The 16723-nt window shown below is 59.5% G+C and carries 12 protein-coding genes; 4 read left to right on the forward strand and 8 right to left on the reverse strand.

Translation table 11 applies throughout. The annotated features are described in order from the left end of the window. Positions 1-5 precede the first annotated feature (5 nt). From cyoA to ABHV46_RS03075, 3 genes are all read right to left on the reverse strand, one after another. Positions 6-935, reverse strand: coding sequence for a ubiquinol oxidase subunit II (gene cyoA / locus ABHV46_RS03065; RefSeq protein ID WP_336945114.1), 930 nt, complete (start codon positions 933-935; stop codon positions 6-8). Further along, entirely contained in the window at positions 925-1047 is a 123-nt protein-coding gene (locus ABHV46_RS03070; protein WP_438382655.1) for a hypothetical protein, read from the reverse strand. Before ABHV46_RS03070 ends, cyoA begins: the two co-directional genes overlap by 11 nt. A gap of 482 nt (positions 1048-1529) precedes the next feature. Then, complete coding sequence (locus tag ABHV46_RS03075) at positions 1530-2312, reverse strand: Bax inhibitor-1/YccA family protein (protein WP_438382656.1); 783 nt, start codon at positions 2310-2312, stop codon at positions 1530-1532. A gap of 295 nt (positions 2313-2607) precedes the next feature. Here ABHV46_RS03075 and thpR point away from each other — a divergent pair, with 295 nt between their 5' ends. Continuing rightward, positions 2608-3171: an RNA 2',3'-cyclic phosphodiesterase gene (thpR, locus tag ABHV46_RS03080; protein WP_438382657.1), complete on the forward strand. Its 564-nt coding sequence runs from the start codon at positions 2608-2610 to the stop codon at positions 3169-3171. After that, positions 3168-3782, forward strand: a complete 615-nt coding sequence (locus ABHV46_RS03085; RefSeq protein ID WP_438382658.1) for a uracil-DNA glycosylase family protein — start codon at positions 3168-3170, stop codon at positions 3780-3782. The genes thpR and ABHV46_RS03085 overlap by 4 nt, the downstream gene beginning before the upstream one ends. Before the next feature lie 33 nt (positions 3783-3815). Here the strand turns inward: ABHV46_RS03085 and ABHV46_RS03090 are convergent, their stop codons facing one another. From ABHV46_RS03090 to ABHV46_RS03100, 3 genes are read right to left on the reverse strand one after another with little or no spacing between them, the layout of a single operon-like run. Further along, on the reverse strand, positions 3816-4538 hold the full coding sequence (locus ABHV46_RS03090; RefSeq protein ID WP_336945109.1) for a MarC family protein: 723 nt from the start codon (positions 4536-4538) through the stop codon (positions 3816-3818). After that, complete coding sequence (locus tag ABHV46_RS03095) at positions 4538-6631, reverse strand: lysylphosphatidylglycerol synthase domain-containing protein (RefSeq protein WP_438382659.1); 2094 nt, start codon at positions 6629-6631, stop codon at positions 4538-4540. Before ABHV46_RS03095 ends, ABHV46_RS03090 begins: the two co-directional genes overlap by 1 nt. A 36-nt stretch (positions 6632-6667) precedes the next feature. Next, on the reverse strand, positions 6668-8293 hold the full coding sequence (locus ABHV46_RS03100; protein WP_438382660.1) for a lysine--tRNA ligase: 1626 nt from the start codon (positions 8291-8293) through the stop codon (positions 6668-6670). Between the two features lie 177 nt (positions 8294-8470). Between ABHV46_RS03100 and ABHV46_RS03105 the strand changes: the two genes are divergently transcribed. Further along, positions 8471-11359 carry a helicase C-terminal domain-containing protein gene (locus ABHV46_RS03105; protein WP_438382661.1) on the forward strand — a complete coding sequence of 963 codons (2889 nt, stop codon included), beginning with the start codon at positions 8471-8473 and terminating at the stop codon, positions 11357-11359. A 13-nt stretch (positions 11360-11372) separates the two neighbouring features. Then, complete coding sequence (locus ABHV46_RS03110; protein ID WP_438382662.1) at positions 11373-12437, forward strand: glycosyltransferase family 32 protein; 1065 nt, start codon at positions 11373-11375, stop codon at positions 12435-12437. 103 nt (positions 12438-12540) lie between these two features. On the opposite strand, the gene ABHV46_RS03115 is transcribed toward ABHV46_RS03110, so the two are convergent. After that, positions 12541-15492: a TonB-dependent receptor domain-containing protein gene (locus tag ABHV46_RS03115; RefSeq protein ID WP_438382663.1), complete on the reverse strand. Its 2952-nt coding sequence runs from the start codon at positions 15490-15492 to the stop codon at positions 12541-12543. A 432-nt stretch (positions 15493-15924) separates the two neighbouring features. Further along, positions 15925-16686 (reverse strand): SDR family NAD(P)-dependent oxidoreductase, encoded by a 762-nt coding sequence (locus ABHV46_RS03120; protein ID WP_438382664.1) that lies wholly within the window; start codon positions 16684-16686, stop codon positions 15925-15927. Between the last annotated feature and the right edge of the window lie 37 nt (positions 16687-16723).

The raw sequence follows: 16723 nt of genomic DNA on the forward strand, positions 1-16723 counted from the left end.
TGTCCCTATTCCTTCATCTGCATGTCGGACATGGCGGACTGCATGTGCATGACCTGACCCGTCGACTTGTCGATGACCATACCGTTATTGTACTTGGCCACGATGGTGTCGAAGAGATTTGGCTGAACATGCGCGAAATACTTGACCGGCGCCGCTTCCTGCGGAGCGGCAACCTGCGGATAGTCGGTTGAGTCGAGCGACTCAGACGCCCCCTTCACCTTGTCCACCCACTGGTTGAAGTCGTCATCCGACATCGCCAGCGTACGGAACTTCATATCCGAGAAACCACGGCCCGTGTAATGCGCTGCCTCACCCAGATAGTCACCCGGCGCACTGGCCAGAAGATGAAGCTGCGTCTGCATACCTGCCATCGCGTAAACCTGGGAACCCAGGCGCGGGATGAAGAATGAGGTCATGACAGCGTCAGACGTGATACGGAAATTGATCGGTGTGTTCACCGGCACGGCAAGCTGGTTGACCGTAGCGATACCCTGGTCGGGGTAAATGAACAGCCACTTCCAGTCGAGAGCGACCACTTCGACATTCAACGGCTTGCGACCCGCAGCTTCAGCCGAGTGAAGCGGACGGTACGGATCGAGCGTGTAGCTCGTCCAGATCGCCATGGCGCCCAGAATAACGATCACAACGGCAGGAATACCCCAGACGAAGAACTCGATCTTCGTGGAGTGATCCCAGTTCGGCAGATATTCTGCCGACGTGTTGGACTCACGATATTTCCAGGCAAAGAAGAGCGTCATCATGATCACGGGCACAACGATGCACAGCATCACAGCCAGTTCGATCAGGATGACGTTACGGTTCTGGAGTCCTACCGGGCCACGCGGATCGAGAAGATCGAGCGTACAGCCTGAGAGGAAAAGCGCCGGCGCCAGCGGCAGAAGCCGCCGCAATTTCGGCAAAAGTCTATTTTTCATTGTCTGCCCCGCTCGTTGAACCGACCGTCAAGCTCTGTGGCTGCGCTACGCTGCCGCTCAACCCGACCTCGGATTGGTCGAACATGGCGACAACACCTTCAGGGGATGTCATCCATCTCTCCTATTCCAGTTGACGGCGCGTGTCGCTCCACAACGTGACACCAACGTGCGACCCCTGCCGCCCGAAGATGTAACATTACGTTTGCCGATGCCCGGTGGACCACCGACTGCAACCCGCACCATCGTTGCCTCGCCTTACCAAAACAGACAGGACTTTTTCGAAAAAGACCTACCTGCCTGCACACTGGGCGCGACTGCCCAGCTATGTTGTGTTGTTTCCGCCTGATTGGCGCGCAAAGCAAGCACTCATCACGAGTTTTCACTGACGTGTTCACAATTTGAACACAAGCAAATATGCGCAATTTCAGTACGTTAGCGACCGCAGTCGCTTTTCTGCCGCAATTTATTGCGGATTTTTTAGATTCGGTTCAGATAGAAATGTCAAGTTAATTAGACTGAAATAGTCTAGATAAACAAAAACGGGATGCATCTGAGATGCATCCCGCAAAGTAAAGCTATACTCTATAGAGATATTTATCCGTTATTATTACTACGGACACCCATGAACTGGAGCAAAAAGGTGAACAGGTTGATAAAGTTGAGATAAAGCCCAAGGGCATCATAAACACTGCGCTTGCCCATTTCCTCGGGCCCGACATAGCTGAGATAGTATTGATAGGTCGAGCGGATACGCTGGGTATCGAAAGCCGTCAGCACCGTGAAAAGACCCACACCAACAATGCTCACCAAAAACGACATGGCAGCGCTATGGAGGAACATGTTCACCGTCATGGCGATGATTAGACCGATCAGGCCCATGAAGCAGAACGAACCGAGCGAGCTAAGATCACGCTTGGTAGTGTAGCCCCAGAGCGACATGGCAGCAAAAGTCGCTGAGGTGATGAAGAACGTGCTCGCCACCGAGGTATGGGTATAGACGAGCAGGATATTCGACAGGCTCGCGCCCATGACTGCGCAAAATCCCCAGAACAGGCCCTGCGCCGCCTGACGGGACAGTCGATTGACACCAAACGACATCACCAGAACGAAAACCAGCGGGGCAAATATGGTCAGCATCCCGAGCCCGGTCGGCCTCGTGAGGATACCTCCAGGTGTGATAACCTGATGGTAGAACAGACTGCTGAGCGACGTCTCGGCCACGGCATAGGCAACCACGCCGGTGAGGACCAGACCGGCCGTCATCCAGTTGTACACGCTGAGCATGTAGGCGCGCAGACCGGCATCGACCGTATCGAAGCTGGCGGCACCCGCTTGGCGAGAAGGACCGCTAGAACGAGAATTGGGAACGAAAGCCATGACACCCTTTCCTGAAATCTGGCCGGAATGGCCTTTTTCGTCTCTAAATGTGGCGCTTCAGATACAACGGTCAAGTCGGACAGGGCCCCGGACATTTTAAGATACATAGGGCGCCGGACTGAAACCGACACGTTTCAACGCGTTAATCTGCTTGGTTATATAACGGATTTACTCGATTACGCCACAGTTTTGGAAAGCCCCGCTTCTCAGTCCAGCGGGCGAGATAATCACCGCAAGGACCATCCAGTTCGCCCGTAATACCCGGCCCTCTTCCCACCGCACTCAGGATCGCTTCATGCGCCTCTTCGCAGCCCTCGACCTCCCCAACGAGCAAAAGCGGCTCCTCTCCGCCCTGCGCCGCACCATCGCCGGCGTCATCTGGTATCCCCCCGAGAGCTATCATCTGACCCTTCGCTTCATTGGTGAAGTGAGGGCCCGACCACTTCTTGAAGAAATCGATCACGCCCTGGCTGGCATCAATGCCGCACCCGTGACGGTGGAACTGAGCGGCGTGGGCACAATCACCCAGGCCGGGCGCTCTCGCCTCTGGGCAGGCTTGGCACCATCGGATTCATTGTCGACCCTCCAGTCGAGGGTCGAGGCAGCACTGAGACGCGCCGGATTATCCGCCGAAAAACGGCGATTTCAGCCCCATGTCTCGCTCGGTGTGTTTCAGGGTGAACCCGGTCCCGATATCGTCCGCTGGATCCAGAACCATAATCTTCTTCGCAGCGCGAGCGCCGAGATCGAACACATAACGCTGTTTCATTCGCACAAGACTAATGACGAGCCCCATTACGAAGTCTGCGCCGATTATCCTCTGACCCTGCATGCTTACACGCGAGTACGGGCAGAATGAAAACAGCAGACCCGCAAGCGTCCTCGAGTACCAGCCGGGAGGCGCTCGACGCTCTCGTCGCGCGCGTGCGTGAGTGTAGGATATGCGCGCCTGAACTGCCTTTAGGGCCAAAGCCGCTCATCCACGTCTCGCAGAAGGCCCGGATTCTGATCGCCAGTCAGGCCCCCGGCACGATCGCTCATGAGAGCGGCAAATCGTTCTATGATCCCTCGGGCAAGCGCCTGCGAGGCTGGATGAACCTTTCGGAAGACGATTTTTACAACACCAGCAAAGTGGCGATCCTGCCAATGGGTCTGTGCTATCCCGGGCGCCTGCCCAATGGGGGCGACAACCCCCCGCGACCCGAATGCGCACCGGCCTGGCGCGATGAGGTATTGTCGCACCTCACCTCGCTGAGGCTGATCCTGCTCGTCGGAAGCTATAGCCAGAATTACACATTGGGGCGAGGCTCGGTAGGCGAACGCGTCCGGGAGTTTCGGCGGTACCTGCCGCGTTATTTTCCCCTTCCCCACCCGTCCTGGCGAACGGGGGTTTGGGAGAAGCGCGCACCTTGGTTTCAGGGCGAGGTGATTCCGGCCCTCAGAGAAGAAATCTGCAAGGCGCTGGCGTGAGATGCACCGGATCTGCGCCAGATGTTTCAAAGGTCAACCCAGCTGACGCACATGTTTCAACGTCGCAATCACGAAGCCTTCGAGCCCCGCGAAGAGGATCTGTATACCGATGCAAAGCAGGATGAGCGCGGCCAGTCGACTGACGATGCGCGCTCCCGTTCGCCCCAGAGAACTCACGATACGCTCGGCATAGGTGTAAAGCAGGACGACGGTAAGAGAGACGGCGCACACGGCGAGGGAGAGACCCACTATATAGCTTGCGGGCGACGCCCCGAGCGTACGCCCGGAGCTTAGCGCAATCGCCACCGCGATACTGCCCGGCCCCACCGTGAAGGGCATGGCGAGCGGAAAAAAGGCGCGATCGCCCAGATCGCTTTCCTGACCGGCATTGTCATGATCGAAAACCTGACGTTCCTTGCGGGCCTCATTCTCTTCGGGAGCAAGCAACAGGGTCCAGGCGCGGGATGCCACCACGAGCCCACCGGCGACGCGCAGCGCGTCGATGCTGATGCGAAAGAAGCTCAGAATCCAGCCACCCAGCCAGACAGAAACCATGAGGATGATGAATGAGTAAAAACCGACCAGCCGCGCCAGCGTGACGACCTCACGCTTGGGCCGCCCGAGCGTCATCTGCGCAAAAATCAGCGACGCCCCGAGCGGGTTAACAATCGAGAACAGGGCAGAATAAGCCATGAGCCAGATGGCGGTCACATCACTAAAATTGACCGGCTGCGTCAGCACATGGGGCAGATGCATCACCCGGCCCTGTCGATACGGGCCTTGACCGACAGAAACCCCTTGGCGTTGAGCAGCCGCCTCAGTCGCCTGTGCTCGCTGCCCAGAACGGCCTTAACAGCCTGCAAATCCTGGGCAAGGCAGCACAACGCGCCAGACTCACCGGGGCCGTTCGGGCAGACGGTCATCCCGATATCGTGGTACACACCGATCAGCGCCTGTCCCACCTTGATAAACACCGGGTGACGCCCCTCCTCCAAGGCGAGATCGCGCAGCCGCCAGATCGCTGCGATACAGTCATTTTCGGCACCGGCGGGATCGCCGACCCCGATAATGAACTGCCCTGTTCTCAGAAACGGAATACCGGCCCGCCCATTATCGTTGAGAATGAGGCCGCTGGGACGGCGCGGCCCAAGTTCTTCAAGCGCATGGGCCAGGCTTCTATAGAGCGTTTCGCTCTCCCTGTCCCAAGGCCGCACCAGAACATGGCTGCGGCGCAGCATCTGGATGACGGCAATAATGCCCAGAATAGCCGAAATGCCGAGTGCCCAACGAACAACGGAGGTATGTGCGTCATAAATCAGAGAACGCCACCACGCATGGCCAAGATGCTGACGCAGCGCGAAGAGGCCGACACTGGCCAGGCTGACGACCCATAGCGTGACAGGTGCCATAAGGGTCGGGCTGAGCGGCTCGGAAAACAGCCGCGCCTTGCGATAATAGCAGGCGCGGAAAGGGGCGATCAGGAACATGACGAGCGCAAGGCTTAGCGCAATGCCGAGCGGCCCCTGACGCAGAATAACCAGCGGTATCGCCACTCCGAGCAGGGTAAGGGCTGCGCGCCATGCTGCCGTCACGCGCTGGGCCAGGCCTGCGGCAACGCCTACGAGCATGACGCCGGTGAGGCAGAGCATAAACTCTGCCGCCTGTAACAGCAGATGCGCAAATGGCGTGCCGAGCAGCGGCGCAGGTACGGCCACGGCGTAGAAGACGAGCAGAATACCCGTCCCCGCGACAACACCCGTCGCGACTGTCACGGAGAAGTCCGCCTCCGACTCACGCACGACCTGGCTGGGCCGCCGCATGAGAGCCACATCCGGAACCGCTCCCCGACGCTGCGCCCAGGCGGCGTCTCCGCGCAGGAAGAGCTCGTGCACGGCAAACATGATCCCGGCCAGAACCAGAGGGATGATGTAATAGAACAGACGAAACGTCAGGATAACGCCCAGAATCTGAGGCGTAGACATGTAGGGGCCAAGAGCCAGCAGCATCGCCCCATCGAAAACACCTAGTCCCCCCGGCACGCTGGCAACCAGTCCCGCCGTGTAGGAAGCGATATAGATCGCCAGAAAGGCCGGAAAGCCGATCGCTGCCTGAGGCGGAAGCAGCACATAGGCGATCAGGGCCGTAGCCGCCATATCGGCGGCGCTGACCACGACCTGAGCCAGCGCAACCCTAAACCCCGGCACGTCAAGCGTGTATCGCCAGATCCGCATCTGTCGATAGCGCACGGAGATAACGAGATAGGCCAGCACGGCCAGCCATGCGGCGGCGCCGCCAAGCTGGAGCAGCATATGCGGCAGATGGCCAATCAGCGGGATATGGGACGGTTCGAAAAGCAGCACCCCGCCGATCAGCGCCATCGCCCCGAGCAGATAGGTGGTCGAGCAGAACGCAATGATCTGGGCGATCCCGCCCGGAGAAACACCCCAGTTGCGATAGAGCCTGAAGCGGACTGCCGCGCCCGAGATCGCCGAGCATCCGAGATTATGCGAGAGCACATAAGAGCAGAACGCGGCGAAAGCCGTTCTGAGGAAAGATTGTTTCGCCCCGATATGATAGCAGGCGAGCCGGTCGTAGAACGACAAAATGAAATAGGAAAGCACCGTGCAGCCGATCCCCGCTGCAAGCGCCTCGGCTGGAATGGCCTGAAAGGCGGAACGGATCTCTGACAGAGAGAGCGATTTAAGCTCTTTCTGAATGACATAGATCGCCGCCACCAGCAGGACGAGCCCGATAAGCGCCGGAAGACGGCAGGCCAGACGGCGCCATGGGCTGGGCTGGCTGGCCTCGCCTTCTTCGCAGCAGGGTGTGGTCTGTTCCTTAACGGTCATGAACCCTCGATCAAGGCTGACGATCGTCTCTTTTGCTCACTGAGCCGCTTCCTCGACAGGAACTTCCCTTGCAAGCGCGCCCTCTATTAGCGCCACGGTTTCGGGCAGGCCGAAAAGCGAAGCGAAAATACCGAAACGCGGCCCTTCGGTCTGGCCCAGAAGCACTTCGTAAAGGCAGCCGAACCACGCGCGCAGCGGCTGGATCTGATGCCTTTTACCGATTTCGAAGACGATATCCTGAACTTCAACCGGAGATAGGCTTGCGTCGGCCTGTTTCAAGGCGTCGGCCAGATCCTGTAGCGCCACACGTTCCAGATCGGTCGGCGCACGGAAGGTTTTGGCCGGGCGCACGAATTCCTTGAAGTAGACCAGCGCGTGGCCGATCAGACGATCGACATAAGGATGCGTCTCGGGCGAAAGGGACGGGTCGTAGCGGCGCAGAAACTTCCACAGCGTGTCGCTCGTCTCTGCGTTGGCTACGGAGGCCAGATTCAGCAACGCCGTGAAAGATACCGGGCTCGACAGACCGGTATCGATCGTACCGCCATGAATGAGCCAGGCGGGATTGGCCTGAAGCACGCTCTGGTCCTGCGTCTCGACCGCCTTGTCGAGATTGGCAAGGTACTCGTCCATCGCGCGAGGAATGACGTCGAAAAACAGACGCTTGGCCCGTGTGGGCTGGTTGAACATATACTGGGCAAGGCTTTCGGGCGGCGCGTAATGCAACCATTCGTCGATCGAGAGCCCATTGCCCTTTGACTTGCTGATCTTCTGCGCGTTCTGATCCAGAAACAGTTCATAGGTCAGTCCGGCAGGCGGCGCCTTGCCAAGAATGCGGCAGATCTTGCTCGACAGCTTCACACTGTCGATCAGATCCTTGCCCGACATTTCGTAATCGACACCCAGCGCAAACCAGCGCATGGCCCAATCGGCCTTCCACTGCATCTTGGCGTGACCGCCCAGAACGGAGGTCTCGAAGGTTTCGCCCGTCTCCGGGTCTTTCCACACCACCGTAGCGGCATCGGGATCGACCTTGATGACAGGCACCTGCATGACCTGACCGGTGCGGGGATGAATAGGCAGCACCGGCGAATAGGTGGCTCGACGCTCGGCGCCGAGCGTCGGCGCGATGGTCGCCACCACCTCGTCATGCACTTCGAGCATGCGACGCAGCGCGGCATCGAAGATACCGGAAGTGTAGTAATCGGTGGCCGAAGCAAATTCGTAATCGAAGCCGAAGCGATCGAGGAATTCGCACAGCATGGCATTGTTATGCGCCGAAAAACTCTGGAACTTGCCGAAAGGATCGGGAATGCGGCTCAGAGGCAAGCCGAGATGCTGCGCCAGCATCTCCTGATTCGGCACATTACCGGGCACCTTGCGCAGGGCATCCATATCGTCGGAAAATGCCAGGAGACGGGTCTTGCGCCCCGTGAGCTGCTCATAGGCCTGACGCACCCAGGTGGTCCGGGCGACTTCGCCGAAGGTGCCGATATGAGGCAGGCCCGATGGGCCATAGCCGGTCTCCAGCAGAGCTGGGGCATCGCCGCCGCGCGCCTCGACATGGGCCGCGATTTTTCGCGCCTCCTCGAACGGCCAGGCTTTTGGCAGCGCAGGAGCGTCGGGAGGGAGGGAGGCGTTGTTTTGAATGCTGTCGGACATGATTGGATGAAAACTAGAAATAGTTCCGCGCCCGGTCAAGCAACATGGCGTTATACCCCCATGGAATAGCGGTTTTTCACGTACACTGCCTCTACTTCGACATAGCATGGGCCCCGGGCAAGACAAGCCACGTTCACTCGCTGGCGGTGCGCCCGTCTAGCGTCTAGACTGGTCGCGATGCCCACGCCTTCTCGCGCCTCGCCCTACGACGCTCCCGCCCTGATCTCAACGCGCGCGCGCGCTTCCGTCCTCACACCGGATGGCGAGATCCTGTCGCTCGCTGCGCAGGAGGCAGCCTCGCTGCTCGCGACCCTTCCCGCCCCTTTGCTGATTCACGGCCCTGCAACGATCAGGCGGCTGGGCCTGACACCGCCGGGGCAGGTCGTCCCGTGGTTCGACTTACTCGAACTCTTCCTGTTTCTTTTTCCTACACGCGCTGTCGTGCCTACACCGCGCGGCATGGGCCTGGCGCTCGGCCTCACTCCGCCCGAGCATTGCGAGGCGGATTTCCTTCTGCTCCTGCTCGACAAGCTTCGTCAGGCCCTCGATTCCATGGTGACCTCGCGAGACGCCGACACGCTGCGTGCCCTCCTGCCCCTGCTTTCTCGTGCAGGCTGGGCCTGGGCCGGTTTCATCGAGGAAAGCCTCGAAGCGCATCCGAGCCAGAATCGCCACCCCTATGAAGCGCTGCGCGTGTGGCGCCGCCTGCCCCGATGGGAGGAAATGGCCCAACGTCCGCCGCCGGGCAGCCGCCCCGTCGCCCCTGCCGAGGCACGAGCCCGCCTGACACGCATTCTCGGCGAAGACGCGGAGACACGCCCCGGTCAGGCCGACTATGCCTCTGCCGTGACACAGGCCCTCGCCCCGAGAGAAGGCGCGGGCATTCCCGAAATCGTTCTGGCCGAAGCCGGCACCGGTACAGGCAAGACACTGGGCTATATTGCACCAGCCAGTGTCTGGGCCGAGCAGAATGACGGCCCCGTCTGGGTCTCGACCTATACGCGCCATCTGCAACGCCAGATCGAGCAGGAGTTGCGGCGGCTTTACCCTGACGACGCTGAGCGTCGTGACGCGGTGGTGTTACGCAAGGGGCGCGAGAACTATCTCTGCCTGCTGAATATGGAAGACGCGGTCAATACGCTCGCTTCACGCCCCTCACCGTCTCCTGCAGCGCTTATCGGCCTGTCCATGCTCGCCCGTTGGGCAGAAGCCACCGAGGATGGCGATCTGATGGGCGGCGATCTGCCCGGCTGGTTCGGCGACATCTTCGGCGGCGGCGTTCTGTTCGGCATGGCCGATCGTCGCGGCGAATGTATTCACGGCGCCTGCCCGCATTATCAGACCTGTTTTGTCGAGCACTCCATCCGCCGCGCCCGTGGCGCACGGCTGGTCATCGCCAATCATGCACTCGTTCTCTCTCAGGCAAGCTGGTCGAGCCTGGCGCGGGACGACGTGCCGGATGAAGATCAACTTCCCACGCGCTATTTCTTCGATGAGGGGCATCATCTGCCCGAGGCCGCCGATAGTGCCTTTTCTCTCGCCCTGTCCGGGCTGGAAGCCGCCGAGCTGCGGCGGTGGCTGCTGGGCGCCGAAGGCAGTCGCTCCCGCGCGCGCGGCCTGCGCCGCCGCCTCGAAGATCTGGTGGCCACCTCGCCCGTTCTCGACGCCCCGCTCGAGGCCATTCTGGGCGCAGCCCATGCCCTGCCCGCGCCCGGATGGCTGGGGCGGTTGAACGGCGAAGATAACGCGCCCCAGCCAAGCGTACCCGACCTCATCGCCAACCCATCCGAACAGTTCTTTCAAGCGCTCAGAGCACAGCTCGAAGCCAGACGCATCGGCACTCAGGGGCAGGATTCCTCGGAATGCGGACTGCACCCGGCAGGTGAGGCCCTGCGTGAAGCGACGGGGCCACTCGATACTGCCTTGCGACGCCTGCTCACGCCTTTGCAAACGCTGGTCGAGCGCCTCAAATCCCTGCTTAGCGAGCCCGATGACGCACTCGAAGCCGCCCAGAGATTGCGCATAGAGGCGATGATCCGTTCACTCAGACGTCGCGCCATCGCACGTGTCGAAGGGTGGATCGCGATGCTCGATACAGTTCTGGGCGAGGAAGATACTCCCGATAGCGCGTTCATCGATCTGATACGCACCGAGTATGTTTCTGGCAGGCAGGGGGAGACCGATATCGGGCTGCATCGTCACTGGCGCGATCCCACCATTCCTTTCGCCTCGGTCATGCAGGGACCGGCCCATGGCCTGCTGATTACTTCGGCGACATTGCGCGACCAGACACCGTTTTCGGGCCCCAACGGACCCGACCCACGTCAGGTCGAGCAGAGCTGGCACGCCGCAGAGACGCGGCTCGGCACGCCGCATTTCATCAAGCCACCGTTTCGGGCCTCGCTCCTCAGCCCGTTCGATTATGCGCATCAGACACGCGCCCTGATCGTGACGGATGTACCGCAGAACGATCTCGATGCACTGGCTGGCGCCTATCGTTTGCTGTTTCTGGCATCTCAAGGCGGCGCGCTCGGGCTGTTCACCGCGATCTCGCGCCTGCGCGCGGTGCATCAGCGCATTGCCGCACCACTCGAAGAGGCGGGTTTGCCACTCTATGCCCAGCATGTCGACACGATGGATAATGCCACGCTCGTCGATATCTTCCGCACGGAGCTGCATTCCTGCCTGCTCGGCACGGATGCGATGCGTGACGGGGTGGACGTGCCGGGTCAGGCGCTGCGTCTGGTGGTGTTCGAACGCACTCCGTGGCCACGGCCGGATATCCTGCATCGGGAAAGACGCAAGGCCCTCTCTCCTGACGACCCGCGCGATTATGACGATCGTCTGACACGCATGAGGCTACGCCAGGCTTTCGGGCGCCTGATACGCAAGGGCGATGACCGGGGCATCTTCGTCATTCTTGACCGGCGCATGCCCTCCCGCCTGCTCTCGGCTTTCCCTGACGGCGTTGCGGTCGAGCGCGTCAGCCTGGCGGAAGCCGTGCGACAGATCGGCGGTTTTCTGCCCATCGCCCCTGCGACAAGCTTGCCGGAACCCCAAGAATAAGAGGGATGCAACCATGACCGAGACGGCCCTGATCACCATGTTCGGCGACGCCCTCGTTTCAAGCAGTGACGGGAACGCGAAGGACGCCCTCGAAGGCGTCGTTCTGGAACGGCGCAACATTCCGTTTTTGAGCCTCGAAGGTAACCGCCTGGTCAACGCCCCCCGCTCCATTGGCATCGTGGCCCTGCGCCCCTACGTCTATCGGCTGCACGATGCACAGGGCCGGGTCTATTCTCACGCCCCCGACGGAACGCGGGATGACGTCATGGAGCGGGCAAGCTGGAGCGAACTCTCCTGCCTCAATCTGCGGCGTTTCCCCGAAATTGCGCCATCAGCCGGTGATTTCGCGCCCATCCCGCGATTGCTGCATTTCATCTGCAACGATCCCGCGACGCTTGACCCAGCCTTCGTCACGAATATCGCACAGGTGACAGCGCTCAATCCCGGCTGGACTGTGCATGTCTGGGACGAAGCGTCACGGTTCCAGTTCATTTCGGATCATTATGGCTGGGATGTTCTGAAAATCTATTTGATGATTGGTGGCGAATATGGTGCGGCCAAAGCCGATTTCTTTCGCTATCTGCTGATCTATCGTCTGGGCGGAGTCTATCTCGATCTGAAATCGTCGATGTCGCGACCGCTGGAGGCGATCCTTCGCCCGGATGACCAGTATCTGATTTCGCAATGGAACATGTCGGGCTCAGGCCGCCATGCAGGCTGGGGTCTCGGCGCCTCGATCGCTCATGTGAAAGGCGGCGAATACCAGCAATGGTTCCTGATCGCGCGTCCGGCTCATCCCTATCTGCGACGGGTGATCCAGCTCGTCATGACCAAGATCCTCACCTATCGCCCCGATGTGCATGGTGTGGGTGCCGTAACCACGTTCAACATCACGGGGCCTCATGCCTATACGAAGGCAATCCATGCTGTCCGCGAAGATTTTGCGCATCGCGTGTGCGACGCCGAAACAGACGGCCTGATCTACGCGTCCATCGAGAACCACCGAGAACGCAGTGGCAGCACCTACCGCGAAGCACGCACACCGCTCGTGACGGGCAATGAATCCTGTCTCTGCTAGGCAGAACGACCACAGGGGAAGGGCTTTGTGGCCGCTTCCCCTATTTCGATCGCACCATAACGACAAGGTTTTCCCGGCGCATTGAGGCGCCGGGAAAGAGGCGTCAGAAATTCACGCCAGCCTGAAGGAAGACGTAGCGGCCCATATAGAGATCGCCGTAAAGCCCTGCGGCGCTGTTCGTCGAGGCATCGGCCACGAAAGGCGGCTGCTTGTCGAACAGGTTGTTCACGCCACCGGTGAAGTTCCAGCGGTTCAGACGGTAATTGACCGTCAGATCATGCGAGAAAATACCGGGCGTCTTGTAGCGGCCATAGCCGAGCGCCGTGCTGAGATCCTGCGATCCGTTGTTCCAGACCATGCCACCCGTATATTTGAGCATGTAGGTGACGCCCCAATTGCCATGCTGCCAGTTAAGCGTGGCGTAGTCGCGCACGCGCGGCTGACCTGTGCCCGACTGATACATCAGACGACCGGCATAGTTGTACCACTGCCCACCCGGCTCATTCTGTTGCAGATAGCTGATGAGCTGCTGGAAGTTATTACCCAGCGTGACGACATCCTTACGCGTGACACGGATACGATAATCGAGATCGAAATCGATACCGCTTGTGCGCAGGCCACCGATATTGGCGTAGTAATCGGTCACCGAATTGAGCTGACTCGTACCGGAGACGCGGGTGATGTTATTGCAGTAATTCGAGCTTGCGCCAGTGTAGCACTGATCGAGAATATACTGGGAGCTCAGATAAGAGACCATGTTCTTGATCGTGTAGTGCCAGTATTCGACCGAGGCCGACAGACCGGGTACCCAGCGCGGCGTGATGACCGTGCCAACCGTATAGGTACGACCGGTTTCGGGCTTTAGCGCGGCATTACCACCATAGAGCGTCGGAACCTGACCCGAATTGGCGGCAACGAAGGTCGAGGTATTGATGCCCTGTTTAGCGCAATTGGCAACGACATTGGCAGAGAGCGAGCCATAGGAGCTGGCCTGAGCGCAGGGATCGGTTGCCGAAGCATAGCCGAGGCTACCACCCGAATAGAGTTCGTAGACATTCGGCTGGCGATAGGAAGTGCCGATCGTGGCGCGGAAGCGGATATCCTGAATAGGCGCCCAGTTGATCGAGGCCTTCCAGTTTTTCGTGCCACCGAATGTGCTGTAGGACGAATAACGCCCCTGCGCATCGATGGTCAGATCCTTGGCGAGGAAAACATCGCGCAGCAACGTGGCCTTGCCTTCAAGGTAGCCTTCCGTGACGTTGAACCCGCCGCCCGTATAGGAGGCAGAGTTGGTCAACGTGTCGCCGGAGGCAACCACGGCATCGGGATGATAGGCCAGTTGCTCGCCACGATGTTCCATGCCCAGCGCGAAGCCGAGATCGCCACCGCCCTTCCAGGGCATGGTCGCGACATGGTTGTTGTGCATGCGCAGGTTCAGATCGCGCAGCTGGTAATAATAATGGTCGTGGCTGGTGTAGTTCGAATAGGCCGCCGCCGCCGAGGAGAGCGGCTTGAACGGATCGGACAGCACGCAGCCGGCAGAGGCCTGACAGACCGAAGGATTATAGACCAGCGCACTGCTTGAGTCCGTTGGGTCCACCTGCTCGAGACCATAAGACTGAAGCAGCTTGGCATAATTGCCCACGCCCGACATCTGCGATGTCACCTGGTTCCAGCCATAGGTGTAGGACAGATCGTACATCCAGCCATGGGTAATTTCACCCTTGGCACCAGCGATCGCCGTATAGGTATCGGTCGCGGTTTCGGTGCGACGATTACCCCACTCGCCGTAACGCTTATACATCAGCACGTCTTCGCCGAACGTGTTGTAGGGCGCGTCAGCAGGAATGACGAGGCTCGACGGCAGATTGGACGGATAGATGCTGCCCGTCATCGGCTCAGGCGCCAGCATGGTGCTGGAGGTACGATGGCTGTACTGGAAATTGGCATAGGGCGTGAAGTGCTTGTTCACGTCGTAATGCGCATCGAAAGACAGCGTCGAGTTCTGCAGCGAGTTGGTGAGCGATTGCTGCGAACCGTAGTTATAGCGGTCTGCCGATGTCGCCGTGTGATAGCCCGAGCCGCTGGCATTGGGGATATACGTACCGGAATCGGTGAAATACTTGCCGCTGGTCGGGATGGACGAACCGAACAGCAGATCCGATGAATCGACCGGGTCGTTGGTCTGCACATTGCGCGACCAGGCACGGTTGCGCTGCATGATGCCGCTCGACGTCATGTAGGAGCCGAACAGCGTGACGTTGCCCTTGCCATGGTCGAAATTCCAGCCCTTGTAGCCGGAAATCTGACCGGTCTGGCCGTCGCCCACATCGGAGATACCACCCTTGACGGTGATATTCGCGTCGTTCAGGTCGTGGCGCATCTTGATGTTGATGACGCCCGCCACGGCATCGGCGCCGTAAAGCTCAGAGCCGCCATCCTTCAGGATTTCGATGCTCGCAACCTGAAAGACGTTGATCGTGTTCAGATCGACGCAGCTGTTATTGCCGTTGAGGGTCGTGCGCTTGCCATCGATCAGCACCAGCGTGCGGTTCTGGCCGAGGTTGCGCAGATCGACACAGGACGAACCACCAGTGCCATTGGTCTGCGAGTTATACGTGCCCGAAGAACCGACCGAAGGCAGGCGCTGCAGATAGTCACCCACCGTGCTCGCACCGGTCTGCATGATCTGCTTGGCCGTGATGATCTGCACAGGGTTCGCATTGGCGTTGTTCGAAGTGCTGAGCGCCGAGCCCGTCACCACGATGTTTTCGCTGCCGCCACGCGTTGCCCCATCGGCCACAGGAGCAAAGGCGTTGCGCTGAGCCGAGACGCTGCGCGTGGCCGCTGGCATGGCGAGCGGTGCCGCGGAGGACGCCGTCGCTGTGCTGCGAGCCGCCACAGGCGCTGTGCCGCGCTTTGCTTTCTTGACTGCCTTATGGGCGTGGGCCGCCTGAGTCGTGGCGGCCTGCGCAAATGCACCCTGACTGAAAGCCAGGCCGGCCCCCAGAGCAGATGCCAGCAACAGCTTTCGTTTCGTTCCGATTGTCTTCATGTGTCCTCACCGTCCATCAGGCGTTCTGATGTCAGAAAGATTTCACAATCGAAAATACGTCTAGGTCTTTATTGTGAATCCGAAACGGGAGACAGCTCCGGTTGCGAAAAAGTCACATCGTTACTTACATATGACAGATTCCGACTTGAAAGAAGATGATACGTGTCCAATAGATACATTTCGATATTCTCCGATCCAGAGAGGAAACAGGCCTTACATTCGGCCATACAGGCCCATCGTTAAATTTTCAGTAGCGCGTCCACTCTCTCGAATCGCGTTGATATTGCACGACGATTTGTCACTACGCGCCCTGTTCCAACCGGATGATGCCGTCCTGCGGGTTGGAAATTGACGTTTGTTTCGGAGAGGGTCGCTCCAGTGAAATTTCCAGTAAATATAGCGCGTCCCATGTATCGAAAAATATCAATTACCTCAGAGCGACTGACCTCCAGATACTTCGATACGCTGCGCATTCACCCAGCGATTATCCTCCGACAGCAAAGAGGCGATCATCGGGCCGATATCCTCGGGCAGGCCAACACGACCTAGGGCGGTATTCTGGGCGATCTGCCGGGCTATCTCGGGATTGTCTCGCACCATCCCCCCGGAGAAATCGGTCTGGATGGCCCCCGGCGCCACGGTATTGACTGTAATGCCTCTCGGCCCGAGTTCCTTGGCCATATAGCGCGTCATGGTCTCGACGGCCGCTTTCATCGACCCGTAGACAATTCGTCCGGGATAGATGATCCGTGTCAGCCCCGAGGAAATGTTCAGGATGCGCCCACCGTCGCACAGCAGGGGCAGAAGCGCCTGGGTGAGAAAGAACGGCCCCTTCAGATGCTCGGCATAGATACGGTCGAATTCCGCCTCTGTCGTATCGGCCAGCGTGCCTGTGTGAGACGAACCTGCCATGTTCACCAGATAATCGACCTTCGTTAAGCCCCATCCGGCAAGCGTCTCACCTACCGTCTGCGCAAACGCCTCGAAAGAGGCCGTCTTGGCGACGTCGAGTTCAAGCGCCTGACCCGGCAAGCCTGCCTCATGCAAGATGGCGAGAACCTCTTCAGCAGCCTTGCGATTGCTCTTATAGGTGAAGATCGCTCCGACGCCCCGCTGGGCAAGCGCCTCGACACTCGCCCGGCCCAGGCCACGACTGCCACCGGTGATCACCGCGATTTTTCTAGTGCTGGTCATATTCATCTCCTGTTTCTCAGATGGGCACAGATCATCA

The sequence above is a fragment of the Asaia sp. BMEF1 genome, from assembly GCF_051628905.1.
Lineage (GTDB): Bacteria > Pseudomonadota > Alphaproteobacteria > Acetobacterales > Acetobacteraceae > Asaia.